Origin of the sequence: Microbacterium sp. JAI119 (assembly GCF_013410135.1) — a bacterium.
Lineage (GTDB): Bacteria > Actinomycetota > Actinomycetes > Actinomycetales > Microbacteriaceae > Microbacterium > Microbacterium oxydans.
This window is the reverse complement of the sequence record NZ_JACCCK010000002.1, coordinates 601,693-618,210: the sequence shown is the minus strand read 5'-3', so window position 1 is coordinate 618,210 and position 16,518 is coordinate 601,693. Positions and strand designations below refer to the sequence as shown.

The 16,518-nt window shown below is 67.0% G+C and carries 19 protein-coding genes; 14 read left to right on the top strand and 5 right to left on the bottom strand.

The window, feature by feature from the left end; genetic code table 11:
* Positions 1 to 53: 53 nt before the first annotated feature.
* From HDC31_RS13960 to HDC31_RS13905, 12 genes are read left to right on the top strand one after another with little or no spacing between them, the layout of a single operon-like run.
* Positions 54 to 1,145, top strand: a complete 1,092-nt coding sequence (locus tag HDC31_RS13960; protein ID WP_179516232.1) for a hypothetical protein — start codon at positions 54 to 56, stop codon at positions 1,143 to 1,145.
* The gene (locus tag HDC31_RS13955) at positions 1,142 to 2,803 is read left to right on the top strand and encodes a hypothetical protein (protein ID WP_179516231.1); all 1,662 of its coding nucleotides are present in this window, start codon (positions 1,142 to 1,144) and stop codon (positions 2,801 to 2,803) included. The genes HDC31_RS13960 and HDC31_RS13955 overlap by 4 nt, the downstream gene beginning before the upstream one ends.
* An 18-nt stretch (positions 2,804 to 2,821) precedes the next feature.
* The gene (locus HDC31_RS13950; protein WP_179516230.1) at positions 2,822 to 3,145 is read left to right on the top strand and encodes a hypothetical protein; all 324 of its coding nucleotides are present in this window, start codon (positions 2,822 to 2,824) and stop codon (positions 3,143 to 3,145) included.
* Positions 3,142 to 3,513, top strand: a complete 372-nt coding sequence (locus tag HDC31_RS13945) for a hypothetical protein (RefSeq protein WP_179516229.1) — start codon at positions 3,142 to 3,144, stop codon at positions 3,511 to 3,513. The genes HDC31_RS13950 and HDC31_RS13945 overlap by 4 nt, the downstream gene beginning before the upstream one ends.
* A 4-nt stretch (positions 3,514 to 3,517) precedes the next feature.
* Positions 3,518 to 3,937, top strand: a complete 420-nt coding sequence (locus HDC31_RS13940) for a hypothetical protein (protein WP_113680927.1) — start codon at positions 3,518 to 3,520, stop codon at positions 3,935 to 3,937.
* Positions 3,938 to 3,953: 16 nt separating this feature from the next.
* Positions 3,954 to 4,463: a hypothetical protein gene (locus tag HDC31_RS13935; RefSeq protein WP_179516228.1), complete on the top strand. Its 510-nt coding sequence runs from the start codon at positions 3,954 to 3,956 to the stop codon at positions 4,461 to 4,463.
* Positions 4,463 to 5,611 (top strand): hypothetical protein, encoded by a 1,149-nt coding sequence (locus HDC31_RS13930; protein WP_179516227.1) that lies wholly within the window; start codon positions 4,463 to 4,465, stop codon positions 5,609 to 5,611. Before HDC31_RS13935 ends, HDC31_RS13930 begins: the two co-directional genes overlap by 1 nt.
* The gene (locus HDC31_RS13925) at positions 5,608 to 5,967 is read left to right on the top strand and encodes a hypothetical protein (RefSeq protein ID WP_113680926.1); all 360 of its coding nucleotides are present in this window, start codon (positions 5,608 to 5,610) and stop codon (positions 5,965 to 5,967) included. The genes HDC31_RS13930 and HDC31_RS13925 overlap by 4 nt, the downstream gene beginning before the upstream one ends.
* A complete protein-coding gene (locus HDC31_RS13920; RefSeq protein WP_179516226.1) occupies positions 5,964 to 8,174 on the top strand; it encodes a hypothetical protein in 2,211 nt (736 codons plus the stop codon). The genes HDC31_RS13925 and HDC31_RS13920 overlap by 4 nt, the downstream gene beginning before the upstream one ends.
* A complete protein-coding gene (locus HDC31_RS13915; RefSeq protein ID WP_179516225.1) occupies positions 8,174 to 8,932 on the top strand; it encodes a hypothetical protein in 759 nt (252 codons plus the stop codon). The genes HDC31_RS13920 and HDC31_RS13915 overlap by 1 nt, the downstream gene beginning before the upstream one ends.
* Positions 8,929 to 9,573, top strand: coding sequence for a hypothetical protein (locus HDC31_RS13910; protein WP_179516224.1), 645 nt, complete (start codon positions 8,929 to 8,931; stop codon positions 9,571 to 9,573). Before HDC31_RS13915 ends, HDC31_RS13910 begins: the two co-directional genes overlap by 4 nt.
* A gap of 15 nt (positions 9,574 to 9,588) precedes the next feature.
* A complete protein-coding gene (locus tag HDC31_RS13905; RefSeq protein WP_179516223.1) occupies positions 9,589 to 9,969 on the top strand; it encodes a hypothetical protein in 381 nt (126 codons plus the stop codon).
* 175 nt (positions 9,970 to 10,144) lie between these two features.
* Here HDC31_RS13905 and HDC31_RS13900 read toward each other — a convergent pair whose 3' ends face one another.
* The 4 genes from HDC31_RS13900 to HDC31_RS13885 all read right to left on the bottom strand — a co-directional run bounded on the left by HDC31_RS13900 (position 10,145) and on the right by HDC31_RS13885 (position 12,683).
* Positions 10,145 to 10,984, bottom strand: a complete 840-nt coding sequence (locus tag HDC31_RS13900) for a site-specific integrase (protein WP_179516222.1) — start codon at positions 10,982 to 10,984, stop codon at positions 10,145 to 10,147.
* 69 nt (positions 10,985 to 11,053) lie between these two features.
* Positions 11,054 to 11,212, bottom strand: a complete 159-nt coding sequence (locus HDC31_RS13895) for a hypothetical protein (protein ID WP_179516221.1) — start codon at positions 11,210 to 11,212, stop codon at positions 11,054 to 11,056.
* Between the two features lie 31 nt (positions 11,213 to 11,243).
* Positions 11,244 to 11,504, bottom strand: a complete 261-nt coding sequence (locus HDC31_RS13890; RefSeq protein WP_179516220.1) for a hypothetical protein — start codon at positions 11,502 to 11,504, stop codon at positions 11,244 to 11,246.
* Between the two features lie 246 nt (positions 11,505 to 11,750).
* Positions 11,751 to 12,683, bottom strand: coding sequence for a LysR family transcriptional regulator (locus HDC31_RS13885; protein ID WP_058631591.1), 933 nt, complete (start codon positions 12,681 to 12,683; stop codon positions 11,751 to 11,753).
* A 77-nt stretch (positions 12,684 to 12,760) separates the two neighbouring features.
* Between HDC31_RS13885 and HDC31_RS13880 the strand changes: the two genes are divergently transcribed.
* Positions 12,761 to 14,491 (top strand): L-aspartate oxidase, encoded by a 1,731-nt coding sequence (locus tag HDC31_RS13880; protein WP_046746706.1) that lies wholly within the window; start codon positions 12,761 to 12,763, stop codon positions 14,489 to 14,491.
* Between the two features lie 84 nt (positions 14,492 to 14,575).
* Here HDC31_RS13880 and HDC31_RS13875 read toward each other — a convergent pair whose 3' ends face one another.
* Positions 14,576 to 14,872 carry a hypothetical protein gene (locus HDC31_RS13875; protein WP_113680919.1) on the bottom strand — a complete coding sequence of 99 codons (297 nt, stop codon included), beginning with the start codon at positions 14,870 to 14,872 and terminating at the stop codon, positions 14,576 to 14,578.
* A 126-nt stretch (positions 14,873 to 14,998) separates the two neighbouring features.
* Here HDC31_RS13875 and HDC31_RS20285 point away from each other — a divergent pair, with 126 nt between their 5' ends.
* Entirely contained in the window at positions 14,999 to 16,495 is a 1,497-nt protein-coding gene (locus HDC31_RS20285) for an L-serine ammonia-lyase, iron-sulfur-dependent, subunit alpha (RefSeq protein WP_179516219.1), read from the top strand.
* Positions 16,496 to 16,518 lie beyond the last annotated feature (23 nt).

Here is a 16,518-nt window from a genome sequence, read left to right as displayed (position 1 = left end):
TTATCCACAGGTCTTTGTTGACTACCTACAAAGATCGTGGATAGCTTTCTCGCATGTCCTGGTTCTCGCGCTTCCTGTTCGGCTCGCCCGCATCGGCAGCGAACGTGCTGTCGGGATTGCCGATCCTGCCCTACTCGCCCGCGCCCGAACTGGCCGCTCTCGTCTACTCCGACATCTACGGCCCCACCACGGCGGACGCCGTGACACGCGAAACGGCGATGGCCGTGCAGCCCATCGGTCGCGGGCGTGCTGTCATCGTCGGCCGCCTCGCCGACCTCGTGTTCGAGCTCGGCGAGATGATCGACGGCGAGTTCGTTGCCGACAAGCAGCAACCCGCATGGCTCACCGCAACACGCACCACGCAGACGTGCTGGCACCGATTCGCGTGGTCACTCGACGACACCGTGTTCACCGGATGGACCCTGTGGCTCGTCGAGCGCGATGAGGCCGGAGCCATCATCGACGCCGCACGCCTCGCCCGCCACCGCTGGACATTCGACACCGCATCTCCCACGGGAGTATCCATCGACCAGCAGCCGGTCACGGACGAACGCGGCGTCATCCTCTTCGCCGGACCGGATGACGGGCTACTCATCAAAGCCCGCGACACGATCCGAGGCTGGCGCTACATGGAGCGCGCATGGGTGGGCCGCGTCCGCAACCCAATCCCCCTCGTAGTCCTCCACGAGAAGGAGGACAACGGCGTGGAACAGGAAGAGGCGCAGCAGTACGTGGAGGCGTTCGCGGCGGCACGCACCAGCGATAACGGCGCAGTCGGCTTCCTTCCGGCCTCCCTCGAACTCGAAGTATACGGCGAGATTGAGGCCGACCTGTACGACAAAGGGCGCAACGCCGCCCGCATCGACATCGCCAACGCGATGAATCTGCCGGTGTCGTATCTCGACGGCTCCACCGCAACCTCCTCGCTTACGTACGTCACACAGGAGGGCACTCGGAACCAGATCATCGACGACCTGGAGTACTGGATCGCCCCGTTCGAAGCGCGCCTATCGCAGGAAGACGTGACCGGCGATCCCAAGAAGGTCATCCGCCTGAACCGCTCGAACCTCACCGCGACCCCGAACGACACGTACGGCGCGACCAATCGTGCCGACGCCACGACGCCTGAGGAGGCAGCTGCATGACCGATCACGGAGACTTCTCCTACGACCCCGCCACGCGCATCCTGCGCGGCATCCTGCTCCCGTTCGGCGAGCGTTCGCGGACCAGCGTGTCGGGGGCCGAGCCCATTGAGTTCGGCGCCGACAACATCGACCTGCCGCGTGACGCCTCTGTCGTCGGGCTCAACCGGCACCACAACCGGCACGATCCGGTAGGCCGGGCCACGTTCCTGGAGAAGCGTGCCGAGGGCGTGTACTCGGAGTTCCGGATCGCGGACACCGACGAAGGCGATGCGTACATCCGTGACAACCTCGACGCGTTCGGCAAGCCGAAGCCGGGCGCACTGCGCAAGCTCTCGGCGGAAGTCACCGACATGGTGCGCGATGGCGCTCGGGCCGTGCGCGCTCGCCTCACGGGGGCTGCACTCGTGACCGAAGGTGCCTTTGCGTCCGCCGCCCTCTTCGCCGCCGACGACACCGTGACGGTGCACGGGTACGACATGCCCGCCGAGTCCGAATCGTCCTCCAGCTGGTCGCAGACCAACAGCGACGGCACGGGCGAGGAGTCCACCACAAGTACCACCGAGGAGGCCGAAGACCTCGGCGACGGCAAGAAGCGCATCACCCGCACCACGACCACTGTCACCACCATCACCGAAGAGCCCGAAGCCGACGAAAAGGCCGAGGGCGAAGACAACGACAAGGAAGAAGCACTCATGGGAAACATCGTCCCCGGCGACGGCATCACCGCCACGCCCCGCCCGACCCTCGACGGCATGTTCGCCGCCCTCGCGCGCAACAACCCCGACGACCTCGCCCCCTACGCGGGAGCGGGTGACCTGTTCGCCATCGCCAACCTCCAGCACTCCGGCCCTGGCGCTGTCACCATCGGAGTCGATACCCAGCAGACCGGCTACCTCGGCGAGCTCTGGGACAAGCTGCCCTATCAGCAGCGCTTCATTCCGCTGGTCACTCAGGAGACGCTGACCAGCTACACGATGAAGGGATGGCGCTGGGTGGAGGGTAAGTCCCCCGAGGTCGGCGATTACACAGGCAACGTCACCGATGTTCCGAGCAACGCACTCGATACCGAGCCGGTGGACGTGAACGCGGCTCGCCTCGCGGGGGGCCACGCCCTCGACCGTCGCTACACCGACTTCAACGACCAGGCGGTCATCTCCAGCTACGTCACCCACCAGGGCGACGATTACAAGCGCAAGGCCGATGCGAAGTGCCTTGCCGCCATCATGGGCGCAGCCACGGCCACCGCGCCGGGGTCGGTCCCCGCTGGCATCGCCAAGGGGCTCGCGGCCATCGTGGACGGCGCGCTCGACGTGATCGGCAGCGAGAACCGCCCGGCCTACTCCCTCGTGTCGCCCGAGCTGTGGCGAGACATCGTGCTGACCCCGAAGGACGACGTGCTCGCCTTCCTCAACGCGGGCTTCGGCCTGGAGGAAGGGGACATGGCTGGCTTCAAGATCATGCCGGCCCCGGTCGGCGCGGGCAAGGTCATTGTCGGCGCGAAGGAGGCCGTCACCTTCTGGCAGCTGGGCGGCGAGGCACCCATCCGCGTGGACGGCGTGCGCCCGGGCCAGGGGGCCACCGAGATCGCGGTCTTCGGTTACTACGCCTCCCTGGCGAACAACGCCAAGGCCGTCCGCTCCGTCACGGTCGCGGCCTGAGAGACGGGAGCGTAGACGATGGCTGAATGGCTCACCGCCGACGATGAGGACCTTCCGACCCTGTGGCCGGATGTCCCCATGAACGACGACGCGGCAACGCTCTACCTGAATGCCGCGAAGGAAGCCTGCCTCGCCTACGCTCCCGCCCTCGCTGAGGGAGCCTCCATCCCGGACGGCTGGCGGCTCGCTCAGGCACTCCAGGCGCGCAACACCTACAACTCCTCGAAGGCCGCCCCGGGCGGGGACTTCGACGGCGGCGGGTACGGCATCAGCGCCTTCCCGCTCGACTGGCAGGTAAAGCAGCTTCTCCGTCCTCGACGCGCTCTGGGGGCAATTGCATGAGCGTGCGCAAGGACGTGGAAGCGCAGCTGGGCGCCGACTGGGCCGACATCCCTCCGCTCGCTGCACTGCGTGTCATCGCCACAGAACGCGAGCTTGACGACATCACGCAGCCCACCGCGCTCATCCGCGCCAAGAGCTACGACCGGACGCCAGCCGCTCCACAGTCTCACCGCAACGTCGGTCTCTTGCTCACGCTCATCTCTCCACACCTCGACCTCGACCGCGCCGGGGACCAGCTGGACGACATCACGACAGCCGCCCTCGACTACCTCGACACCCGGTTCTCGCACGAACAGGCCACCGCCGTTGGGTACGGCGCGCGGCTCGCCTTCGACATTCCTCTCACCGTCATCGCATCCAAGGAGTAGCCACATGTCCACCCCTCCCGTTGTCCCCATCATCCTCAACGACTGCGAACTCCTGGTCGAAGAGGACAACTACGAGGCGCACGTATCTCAGGTGCAGCTTGACCCCTCGACGAACATCGCCCGCTGGAAAGGCCTGACCCCGACCAGCACCCATGCATTCCCGACGACGCCCGAGTGGGCGTTGCTCCTCGCGTATGCGCAGGACTGGGCGACCCCGAACAGCCTCAGTTCGTATCTCTTCGAGCACGTTGGTGAGCGCAAGACGTTCAAGTTCAAGCCGAAGAAGGCGGCGACTGGAACGGCTCCTACGATCACCGTCGTTGCCTTCATCGCCCCCGGCTCCATCGGTGGCCAGGTTGACCAGGTGGCAACGGCCTCCGTCACTCTGGGTGTCGAAGGACAGCCGACCATCGCCGCCGCGTAGGACGAGCGGGACGACGATGCGCCTCGACGCCAAGGAGTCACCTGAACTCCGTGCGGCCATCTACGCGATCCGTGCCCTGGATCGCACCATCGCGAAGATGAACCGCCAGGAGACGAAGCGCATCGCCGCCCCCGAGTGGAAGAAGGCGCTTGCGGAACGTGCCGATACCAGGCTCGAACACCGCGTCATTGTGGACACGTCCGTCGTGTCTGTCTCGAATCAGAACGTCCGCATCCAGTCAGCCTCGAAAGGGCGGGCTCTCTCCGGAGGGCTCGCCCCCAAGGCTGACTACCCGGCCATCGAGTTCGGCGCTGACCAGCAACGCAAGACCAGCTACCAGCGACGCGGACCCAAGGGTCGACCGCACAAGGTCACCCGTCACGCCACGCGTGCGCTCAAACCGCGCAACAGCAACGGCTACGTCTTCTTTCCCGCCGCCCGCGAGATGATCCCCCGCCTCGCCGCCCTCTGGGTGCAGACCACCGTCCGCACCATCGCCACCGCCTTCGAAGGGAAACAGGAGTAATGGCCCTCAGCATCGATATCGCCGCCAACACGCGCGCCGCGCAACGTGATGTCAAAGACCTCTCCAAGGCGCTCGACGACACCAGCGAAGCTCTCGACGACCTCGCCCGAGACAGTGGCCGCTCCGGCGACAAGGTGGAGGCGTCGTTCCGCGACATGGTGCGCGCAGCAGGGAAAGCCGATGACGCAGTAAAGAACATCGGCGAAACCTCGCGGCGATCCTTCGACGATGCCAAGGAAGGCGCTGAGGAGTTCAGGGACGAAGCCAACAGCACCGCACGGGAGGCCGCCGCATCCTTCGACGGTAGCGCCGAGTCAATCGCGGACATGTTCCAGGAAGTGGCCGCCAACGCGTTCGCCGGGTTCGGCCCGGCAGGGGCGGCGGCGGGCCTACTTGCGGCAGCCGGGATCGGGCTTGGCGTCGCCGGTTTCGAGGCGATGAACGAAGCCGAGCAGGAGTCTCGTGAACGCGCCGCAGAGTGGGCCGATGCCTACGTGGAGGCAGGAGGACGCATTCTCAACGCGTCGCAACTCGTGGAGAGAGCGCGGGCGATTATCACCGACGAAGAGCAGTATGCCGCGGCGCAGCGGAACGCGAAGGACTGGGGAGTAACCGAGTCCGTCGCCTTGCTCGCTATGGCTGGCGACACTAACGCATTGGCCGAGGCCCGTGAGTCCCTGGCGCAGAAGGAGACGACCGTGGCTGCTGCCCTCGAGAAGACGGGCGGTGATATCCGAGGGCTCAGCCACGACATGCGCACAATGCGAGAGGACGTCTCAGTCGGGGGAGAGTCATTGTCCGCTCTCACTGGAGAGATGAACGCCGGAGCCGAGCAAGCCGACGTCTACTCGACTTCACTGCGGCTCCTGGCGGACCGAACCGAGGGCGCGACACGAACGGTAGATGAGTTCGGCGACACCGTGGTGACACTGCCGGATGGCAAGCAGATCTACATCGACGCCGAGACGGGCCGAGCGACTGAGAACGTGGACGCCATCGAGCGGAAAATCTACGGCATTCCGGACGGGAACTCGACAGTTCGGGTGGGTGTGGACACCAGCGAATGGGACCGGGCGGCACGTCGCATCTCCGGGACCGTGCTCAAGGTCGGAACCAAGGTGCTGACCCCGGACGGGTGGAACCGATGACCACGATCACGCACGCCTCCGGAACGATCGTTCCTACCGTCGTCGATGGCTACGAAGCTTCGAGCGAAGCGCGCTCGATTGTCCACACGGTGATGGGTCGCACCGATCCGGACATCACGTTGCGCCCGGCAGGAATGCGCACTGGCACCCTCTCGCTCGTGTTCGCAACGCGCGCGGCGGCGTGGGCCGCGTTCGCGATCCTGCGCGTGCCCCAGGTGCTCACCCTCACCGATCCCGACGTTCCCGAGGTGGGGATGTCGTTCGTCGTGGCCGGGGGTTCCATTTCGATGGGCCTCGATGACGAGACGCGCTCGGTGTGGACGGTTTCGGTTCCGTTCCACGAGGTCCAGTCATGACCTCCGTATCCAAGCCGATCTACACCGCCCGCGTCTTGGACGTGGCGGGCGATATCAGCCTGTCGCTCGACGAGGGGAGCACGGGCGGCGTGGGCCTCGACGCATCGCGCATCCCGCACGTCGAGGGCGAGATCACTATCGCGGTGAAAGACCCGATGCTCCTGACGAAGCTCGACCCGCGAGACTCGCGCCGCGTCGTGATCGATGTGGACGCCGTGCTCGCGGATGCCACGCGGAATCGATCCTTTGACCTTGGTATCCGTATCGCGAAGCCGGACAGGGCCGGGTCGACGGTGACGATCACTCTCGCGTCGGATGAGGCGCTCCTGGGGGACTTCGCGCAGCTCGTGGATGATGGCACGCCGCGGACGTATCAGGCATCGTTGCGGGCGGTCTGTGACTACGTTCTCGGCCGTGTGGGTGGGCTCGCACCGAACCGGGCGCAGGGTCCGCGCGGCACATCGGCCGCGGTGTGGGCGGCGTCCCAGTCCGGTTCGGGAAGCCCGACGCTCACCCCCACGACGACTGTCGGTCTGAACGTCGGTGGCGAGGGCATCGATACCTTCCTGCGCGCTCAGGCGACCACGGCGAGCACCTACATTGACGTCCGTGGCACCGCGACGAATAACCTCCTGGTGGCACCGCTGGGCACCGCGATCACGGTCTCGGCGTGGGTGCGCCCGTCGTCGATCACCGCGCCTGTCGGGCGGGTCTATGTGCAGCAGCTCGACGCGGGCGGAACGTCGCTCGGCACGTCCGATGTGGTTGCGACCGTCACGTCCGGGCAGTTCACGCGGGTGTCGGCGACGGTGGCACGGTTGCCTGGCGCGGTGCGCGTGGTCCCCATCTTCCGCATCACCGGCACGATCCCCGTGGGTGGGCGTCTGGACGCGACAGGGTTCGTGACGGAGCAGACCAGCAGGCTCGGCCCGTACCGGGACTTCATGCTCGCATCCGGCACGGAGGACGCCAACGTGACGGCCTACTGGCCGATCACGAACCTCGTCACGAATCCGTCGATTGAGGTCAACGCGGACGGGTGGACGGCGGGCACGAACGCTTCGGCGGTGTCGCGTCAGCCGGTGACGTTCGATCCGCCGTCCGGGTTCGGTCTGAGGTGGACGACGAACGCCGCAGGGATCAGCTACGCCGACTATGCGGCCGCGTCGGGTATCCGCGTCACCGGGGGCCGCTGGTACGTACTCGCCGGTCACATGATCTGTAGCGCCGCCTCGACCGTGCACGCCCGCGTGCACTTCAAGGATCAGCAGGGCGTGACGATCGCGCAGGTGACCGGCGCGAATCTCGCCGTGTCGGGGTCTGCGTGGAGCCGCCCGTTCGTGATCGCGAAAGCGCCTGTCGCCGCGACGAGCGCGAGCGTGCACTTCGGGTACCAGGCCACCGCAGCGGGCCAGCAGCCGTACGTAGATGCGGTGATGTTCTACGAGGGCAATGAGGTTGTGCCGTACTTCGACGGCGCGACAGCCGACACCGTGACGTATGACTTCGCATGGTCGGCGGCGGCGCACGCCTCGTCGTCGTCGCGTACCCCGGCTGTCGAGCGCCCGCCCGAGTCGCTGGTATGGCGTGCCGGGGTCTCCGGAATGGCATTCCTGGAGCCTCTACTCAAGGCCGCAGGACTCCGGCTCGTGTGCGACGAGATGCGACGGTGGACGCTCCGCAACAGCGACTACCGCGCGGACGGGAACCAGACCTACCGGCACGCGGTGAACATCGAGACCGCCGACGAAACCCTCAGCCGCGAGGATGACGCCTGGTTCGACGGTGCCGTGTACGAGTACGTCTGGACCGATCGCGACGGCATCGAGCAGCGGCGTATCGATGCGTTCGCGCTCACCGCGAATCCCACGAAGGTGATCCAGGTCGAAGTGCCCGATACCCCGTATCCCGGTCCTGGGCGTGCGGAGAGCATCGTGCGCCGCGCGCAGGGCCGCGGGCGCACCGTCAGCGCGTCCGCGATACCCACCTGGACCGAACGCACCGACCAGACCCTCAGCGTGCTCCTGGAGGGCACACCGATCCAAACCGGCATCGCTGAATCGGTGCGGTTCGACTTCGACACAGACACCGTGACCGTGACGTCACGCACGACCGACACACCCGCCGCCGCCTGGATCCTCATCCCGGCCGGTGAGCGCTGGACCGACTCGCCCGTGGGCGGGACATGGAAGAACGAGGTGATCTAATGCCCGAGTCCTACGTAGGCAACGAAGGAACCACCGCCGCCGCCGACGGCATGAGCGTCCTGGACGGCACCGAAGACCGCCGCACCGGGTGGCTCGCGATCAACAAGACCCGCGACTACATCGTGTCCAAGTGCGCCGCAGCGCTCACCGCAGCGAAGAACTACACCGACACGAAGGTCGCCGCCATCTCGCTCACCTGGGGATCGATCAGCGGCAAGCCCTCCACCTTCCCGCCGTCGGCTCACACGCACACGTCGCTCGACAACGGTGGGATGCGGTTCGGTGAGGCGAGTGGACAGTGGGCGACCGCGCAGACGATCTACACCGGTGCGAACATGTCGGTGGGCGGTCACGTGATCGTGCCGAACGCGACGCCGGCCACGTCCGGCTACGCGGTCGCGTACATCAACGGTGACGGGCGGCTCGCGAAGAACGCATCCTCCGAGCGCTACAAGAAGTACATCAGCGCGATCGACCCGGCCAGCCTCGGCGACATCTGGCCGACGCTCAGCCGGTACCAGATGCGCCACGGTGATGGCTCCTGGAGGTACGGCTACATCGCCGAGCGCCTGGCCGAGCACCCCGACCAGGAACCGTTCGTCGTCTACACCTACGACACCGATGCCGACGGCAACACCACGGTGACCGACCAGCCCGACAGCATCGACTTCATCGCCCTTCTCATGGCGCAGTGCGCGCAGCTGCACCAGGCTGTGGACCTCCTCGCGCAGCGCCTCGACGCCCTGGAGGGACGATGAGCGCGCTGGACATCATCCCGCTGCCCGGGCAACCGGGAAAGTGGGGCCGTCGCGTCCTCGTCGAAGCGTGGATCGAAGCCGGATCGCCGCCCGTGAACGACGGCGGCGCGGGACGCCTCTACGGCCTGCAGAAGTACTTCTGGGACGGATGGGCGGACCGGCTCCCCGGCTTCAACCCCGCCGACAACCCCGACGACGAATCGCAGCGCCTCGCACACGTCCGCTTCGGCGCACTCGACATCACCCCCACACCCGAACGGGTCCGCCGCCTCGAAAACGCCGGACTCATCCGTCCCTACAAGTACGAGCCCTGGCACTTCGAACTGCCCAACATCCGCAATTACCCCATCGTCCGCGCACTCCCCGCCGCCGCCACCGGCAGTGCAGGCGCACAGGAAGGAATCATCATGGCCGAGGCCATCGTCTCCGCACCAAACGGGATCGTTGTGCACCTCCGCACCGGAGGCAAAACGAACTTCACCAAGCCCGACGAGTACAACACATTCCGCGATCAGGTCGCGTTCCTCCGCAACATCGGAGCGACCGACCTCATGCCGCTCCCCGAGCTCGCAAAGGTGCCCGAGGTCTCCTGGGACACATTCAACTTCCTCTGCGCCTATATGGGCGCGCCCAACAAGTAGACCCCGGAGAATCATATGAACAAGCAAACCATCTTCCTCATCATCTCGATCCTCGCGGGTCTCGGCCTGATCGGCGTGGTGTTGCTGCTCATCGTCAAGCCCGACGCGACAGCCACGCTCATGAACTTCTTGTTCACGCTGCTCACGCTGCTCGCTGGTTTCGGCGGCTTGGCAACGATGCAAGCGCAGCAGAACAAGGAGATTGCGACAATCAAGGCGAACACCAACGGGACACTCTCTCGCAAGGACGAGGAGATTGCGGTACTCCGGGGCGCGCTCGCTGAGCACGCCCCGGAGGCGCTACGAGACGTCGAGACCGGCGCTGTCCCGACCGTGGTCACCCGTGCGCAACTCCGCGCCGAGCGGGAACAGCTGACGGACACCGGTCAGCAGTAGCGCCGGGATGAGCGCAACAGCCGCGAGCCCGCCGCCAACGACCATCCACACGGTCGGGGCGTCGGGCTCGTCGGAGCTATTGCCGAACACGACGAGAGCAACGAAGAACAACACGAGGCCGCCACACACGATGACCCACGCGACGCGTTCGGCGAGGGTGGCTCTGCGTGATCCGTCAGGCATTGGCGTAGCGGACATCAGCGGCCTCCAGGTCTTCCACGAGCGATCGCATCCTCTTGCGATCAAGCTCAACATATCGCCTTGTCGTCGAAGGCGAAGCATGTCCCAGTAGCTCCTGCACGAGAAGCAGGTCACTTCGAAGTGCATACGCCCGCGTGCCGAACCGGTGGCGCAGGGTGTGCATCGTCCAGCCATCCGGCATCAAATTGCGGATGCGCTTGCCCACGTAGGCGGGGGACAGATGTCCCGGCCCCCAATCGCCGGGGAACAGATATCCGCTCGGAAGGTCTTGGATGGCACGCGCGAGTGAACCGGGCACCGGCACTACACGCTCCTTATCGCCCTTCCCGTGGACTACGAGGGACCACCCAACCAAGTCATCGAGCAGATCGCGCGTGTGCGCCTGGGCGACTTCCGACCGGCGCAGCCCCATCTCCGCAGCCATCCGTAGCATCAGCGTTTCACGGGCGGGCGCGCGCAGCAGCGCTTCCCGATAGACCGCATCCGGAGCAGGACGTGGACGCGGGGGCGTGGCGCGGACTATCGGGAGCACTTCCGCGACCACCGACTCGCACCGCCCCGTCGCGACTCCCCACCGCCAAAACGCGAGGAAGGTCGCGCGGCGGGACCGGCGCGTCTCCTTCGCCCACTCTTGCTTCCCGACGTATGCGATCAGGTCTTCGCCCACGACGCCCCACGGGGTCTTCACGTCGAGACGACGGGCAAGGTGATAAAGGTGGTCACGGCGAGCCCGACGTGTCGTCTCGGGCTTGCCTCCCGCCTTCTGGTGCGCCAAGAAGCCATCGACTTCGGCGATCCATGCCTCATTCAGCATGTGTACTCCTCATTAACTGGATGAGGCCGCGCCCTTCGCACGGCCTCATCATAAGTAGAGCGTTTGGATTTAGTGGCTCCGAACATCGACATCTGGCGCGGTGGTGCCCGCCATGTAGACGCGGCCGCCGTACTCGGTCGCAGCGCCGTCGCGGAACTCCTGACTCGCACTCATGACTGCGGTGCCCGCGTTGGGGTCGTGGCGGGGGCGCGGCTTCCGATCATTCATTTGCTCTGTCTCCGAATCTCGTGTACGGCGTTCATGCGGCACACGCCTTTGCGTACCGCTCCTGTGCGCTCTGGCGCTTGATCCCGAGGGCATCACCGATGTACTGCCAGGCGTGGCCCTGGTTGCGGAGGCCGACGACGGCGCGAGTGATCGCGGCTTCGATGTCATCCCGGAGGGTGATGAGTTCGGCCAACTCGAAGTCGTCGGCCTCGGCGCAACGCTCTCCGGCGGCGCGGATAACTCGACGCGCAAACGCGATGTAATCGAGCGTTTCGACCGTCTGACGGCTCATGATGCCGACCCCACCAGGTTCGCGATTTCAGCGTCAGGCTCCACCTGACACCACATTGCGGCGAGGATCAGGGAGCGCTCAGGGGTCCAGAACGGGGCCGTGTCTCCGAAACAGAAGGTTAGGGGTTCGAGTCCCTTCGGGCGCACACTGTGTTGAGACAGTGAGAAACGGCTTCCACTCCGGTGGAGGCCGTTTCTGCGTTGTCGGGAACGAGCCGACTCATCGTTGAGGATGAGCCCCGCGTCGTCAGGTGAGCAGGCTCGTGATCGCCGGGTCGCGGTCGGCCACCTCGGCGGCGGTCGCGACGATCACGTCGCGGATCGCGGCGACGGCGACGGCCGGTGTCACATCCGCACGGTGGGCGAGGCTGACCGTGCGGGTCATCATGGGGTGCGTCAGCCGGACCGATCGCAGGGCGGGGCGATCGAGGAGCACCATCGCCGGCACGACCGCGACGCCGACACCGCGCTCGACGAAACGCAGCACCGCGTCCATCTCGGCGCCTTCGAGCACATGGGTGGGCCTGAGGCCCTCGGCGCGGAAGGCCGCCTCGGTCGTGGCTCGAAGCTCGTAGGTCTCGTCGAGTGCGATCAGGGGGAGGGACGCGAGGTGGAGGAGCGTCATGGATGCCGAGCTCGATACGGGCGGCTCGGTCGCGGCCGAGACGACGACGAGCTCCTCGGTGAGCAGCGGCATCCGCGTGAGGCTGAACCCCGAGGGTGGAGGGCCGTCGGATTCCGTGATGAGTGCGATGTCGACGGCGCCGACGGCGAGCTCCTCGACGAGGCGGCGAGAACCGCTTTCGGTGAGATGCAGGTCGACGCCGGGGTGCGCGGCGTGGAAGGAGCGGATCGCCTCGGCGACGAGGCTGATGCAGAGGGTGGGAGGGGCGCCGAGGCGCACGCGTCCCCGTCGGAGTCCCGCCAGCTCGCCCATCTCGTCGCGGATGGCATCGGCCTCCGCCAGCATGCGCTGTGCGCGGGGGAGGAGCGTCTCGCCGGCGGCCGTGAGGGCGATATGGCCGCGCGCGCGGTGGAACAGCTCGGCGCCGAGCTCGCGCTCCAGCGTCGAGATCTGCCGGCTCAAAGACGGCTGTGCCAGGTGCAGGTGCTCGGAGGCGCGGGTGAAGTGTCCGAGACGTGCGACCTCGACGAACCCGCGGAGCTGCTCGAGGTTCATGGCCATAGCCTACCCGCATCGTTTCAAGTCGAACTATGCATTGGAGTTATTAGGTTCCCCTAACTACCGTGGACCGCATGGCTACGCGCGAACGTCAGATATCCACCACCGTCCTCGTCATCGGCACCGGAGGCTCGGGTCTCCGGGCAGCGATCGAGATCGCCGAACACGGCGTCGACGTGCTCGCCGTGGGCAAACGGCCGCGGCAGGACGCGCACACTTCCCTCGCCGCCGGCGGCATCAACGCCGCGCTCGGCACGATGGACGCGGAGGACAGCTGGCAGCAGCACGCGGCCGACACCATCAAGGAGAGCTACCTCCTCGCCAACCCGCACACGGTCGAGATCGTCACTCAGGGCGCCGAGCGGGGCATCCGCGACCTCGAGCGCTGGGGCATGGACTTCGCGCGTGAAGACGACGGCCGCATCTCGCAGCGGTTCTTCGGCGCTCACACCTTCCGGCGTACGGCATTCGCCGGCGACTACACGGGGCTCGAGATCCAGCGCACCCTCGTGCGCAAGGCCGAGCAGCTCGACGTGCCGATCCTCGACCACGTCTACATCACCCGCCTCCTGGTGCGCGACAACGTCGTGTTCGGGGCCTACGGCTTCGACCAGGCCGACGGCACCCGCTACCTCATCCACGCGGATGCCGTGATCCTCGCCGCGGGCGGACACAACCGCATCTGGCGCCGCACCTCTTCCCGCCGTGACGAGAATACGGGCGACTCCTTCCGCTTGGCGGTCGACGCGGGAGCTCGCCTGCGCGACCCCGAGCTCGTCCAGTTCCACCCGTCCGGCATCATCGAGCCGGAGAGCGCGGCGGGAACCCTGATCTCCGAGGCGGCTCGCGGCGAGGGCGGCATCCTGCGCAACGCGCTCGGTGAGCGGTTCATGGCTAAGTACGACCCCGAGCGGATGGAGCTGTCGACGCGGGACCGCGTCGCGCTCGCGGCGTACACCGAGATCCAGGAGGGTCGCGGCACCGAGAACGGTGGCGTCTGGCTCGACGTGTCGCACCTGCCGCGCGAGACGATCATGACCCGCCTGCCACGCGTCTATCAGACGATGATGGAGCTGCAGATGCTCGACATCACCACCGACCCGATCGAGATCGCACCGACCGCGCACTATTCGATGGGCGGTGTGTGGGTGCGGCCGGAAGACCACCAGACCGATGTCGACGGCCTGTACGCGATCGGCGAGGCCTCCAGCGGACTGCACGGCGCCAACCGACTCGGGGGCAACTCGCTCATCGAGCTGCTCGTCTACGGGCGGATCGTGGGGCAGGCGGCCATGGAGCATGCGGCCGGGCTGGATGCGCAGCGTCGGTCGGCGACGGCCGTCGCCGAGGCGCGTGCGGAGATCGACGACCTGCTCGCCGCGGAGGGACGTGAGAACGTCCGCGCGCTGCAGCGCGCGATCCGCAACCTGATGACCGAGTACGCCGGAGTCGTGCGCTCGGAGGAGGGGCTGCGCGCGGGACTCGCCGACCTCGACATGATCGAGGGGCGCATGGAGGACATCGGCATCCACCCCGACATCGCGGGTTTCCAGGACCTCGCGCACGCGTTCGATCTCAAGGCGTCGGCGCTCGCTGCACGCGCCACCCTCGAGGCGGCGCTGGAACGTCGGGAGACCCGTGGATGCCATAACCGCAGCGACTTCCCCGACACCGACCCGACACTGCAGGTGAACCTGGTGTGGTCGCCGAAGGACGGTGTGACCCGAGAGGCGATCCCTGAGATCTCGCCTGAGATCGCCGAGCTCATGCGGGAGGTCGACACCGAGGGCAAGCTCGTCGAGTAGCGGGGACCCCGTTCACGACCGCGGCCCCGTCCTGCCGATGACAGCAGGACGGGGCCTCTGTGGTGCTCCGGATTCTTCGGGAGCTCAGTCGGCCTGCGGCTCTTCCGTGTCGATCACGCCGATGCCGACCGCCTCGTGATCGGGCTCGGGCTCATCGCGCTTCGGAGCCTTGGGCTCTTCGCCCGGGGCCTTCTCGGTGCTGGGCTCTTCGAGCTCCTCGGTGCTCGGAACCTCGCTCGGGTCGGCGTCTTCTGGCGATTCCGCCTCGGCGGGTGTCGTGACCTCGCCCTCGCTCGTGTCCGACGACGGCGTGGGCGTGGGGGTCTGCGATTCGGGGGAGGCCTCGTCCGTGGTCTCCGAGTCGGGAGTGGTGTCGGTCATGATGACCCCTTTCGACGATGTGGTCTGAACAGGATGGCTCCGCACACGCAGGACGGGAAGGGGCTTGACGCGCTGATGAGTTAACCGCGGTGAACCGAAGTGGTGAATCCGGCGTAGCCTGGAGGGGTGACAGCGTACGTCTCGGCCTTCGACCTCTTCTCCATCGGAGTGGGGCCATCGAGCTCCCATACGGTCGGACCGATGCGAGCGGCCCTCGACTTCGCTCGGCGACTCACAGCGACGGGCATCCTTCCCCAGGTCGCCCGGATCGGCAGCACCCTCTACGGTTCGCTCGGAGCGACGGGTATCGGGCACGGCACCCCGGATGCGGTCGTCGCGGGCCTGCGCGGTCTCACGCCGGAGACCTGCGATCCTGCCGACGTCCGTGCAGCCTGGACCGATCTGCCCGCGCAGGCCATGATCCGCATCGACGGCACCCACGACGTCCCCTTCGCGAAGGACGACATCGTGTTCGCGCCGCGCACCCGGCTTCCCGGGCACCCGAACGCCATGACGATCACCGCCTGGGACGACTCGGGTGCGGTGCTCGCCGAGGAGACCTACTACTCGGTCGGCGGAGGCTTCATCCGACGCGACGGCGAGGAGGCGAAGCTCGCGACCGCCGGATTCCCGTATTCCTACGCGGATGCGGCGTCGCTGCTCGCCCTCTGCGACGAGAACGGACTGTCGATCGCCGAGGTGGCGCGACTGAACGAGACATCGCTGCGCTCGGAAGAGGAGGTCGCTGCCGGGCTCGATGCGATCTGGGATGCGATGTCGGGTTGTGTCGATGCCGGCCTCCACGCCGAGGGCACGCTCCCCGGAATCCTCAAGGTCAAGCGGCGTGCCGGTGTGATCCGCGGCCAGCTCGAGGAGGTGGAAGCCGACGGGCACCGCGAGCTTCCCGGCGAATGGCTCGGGGCTTTCGCGCTCGCCGTGAACGAGGAGAACGCGGCGGGCGGTCGCGTCGTCACCGCGCCGACCAATGGAGCCGCAGGCATCCTCCCAGCCGTCGCGATGTACTGGTGGCGTTTCCTTGCCGACTCGGGGCTCGGGGCGGGCAACGCGGTCACCCCGTACGGCGAGCTGGTCGGCAGTGCGCTGCTCGGTTTCGAGTCGGACGTGCGTGCGGTGAGCGACGGGAGCGACCTCGACGAGGAGCAGACCGCTGAGGCGAACCGTCGCCGCGGCATCCGTCGCTTCCTGCTGACCGCGACGGCGCTCGGGTCGCTGTTCAAGGCCAACGCGTCGATCTCCGGCGCGGAGGGCGGGTGCCAGGCCGAGGTCGGCAGCGCCTGTGCCATGGCGGCCGGCGGCCTCACCGCGGTGATGGGCGGCACGAACCGGCAGATCGAGAACGCGGCCGAGATCGCGATGGAGCACCACCTCGGTCTCACGTGCGATCCGATCGGCGGGCTCGTGCAGATTCCGTGCATCGAGCGCAACGCGATCGCCGCCTCGACCGCCGTCACCGCTGCGCGGCTCGCCCTTCGCGGCGACGGCAGCCACTACGTCTCGCTGGACGCCGTCGTCGAGACGATGCGCCAGACGGGGGCCGACATGTCCACCAAGTACAAGGAGACGAGCGAGGGTGGCCTCGCTGTCAACGTCATCGAGTGCTGAGGCTCCTTCCCGTGTCCCTGTCG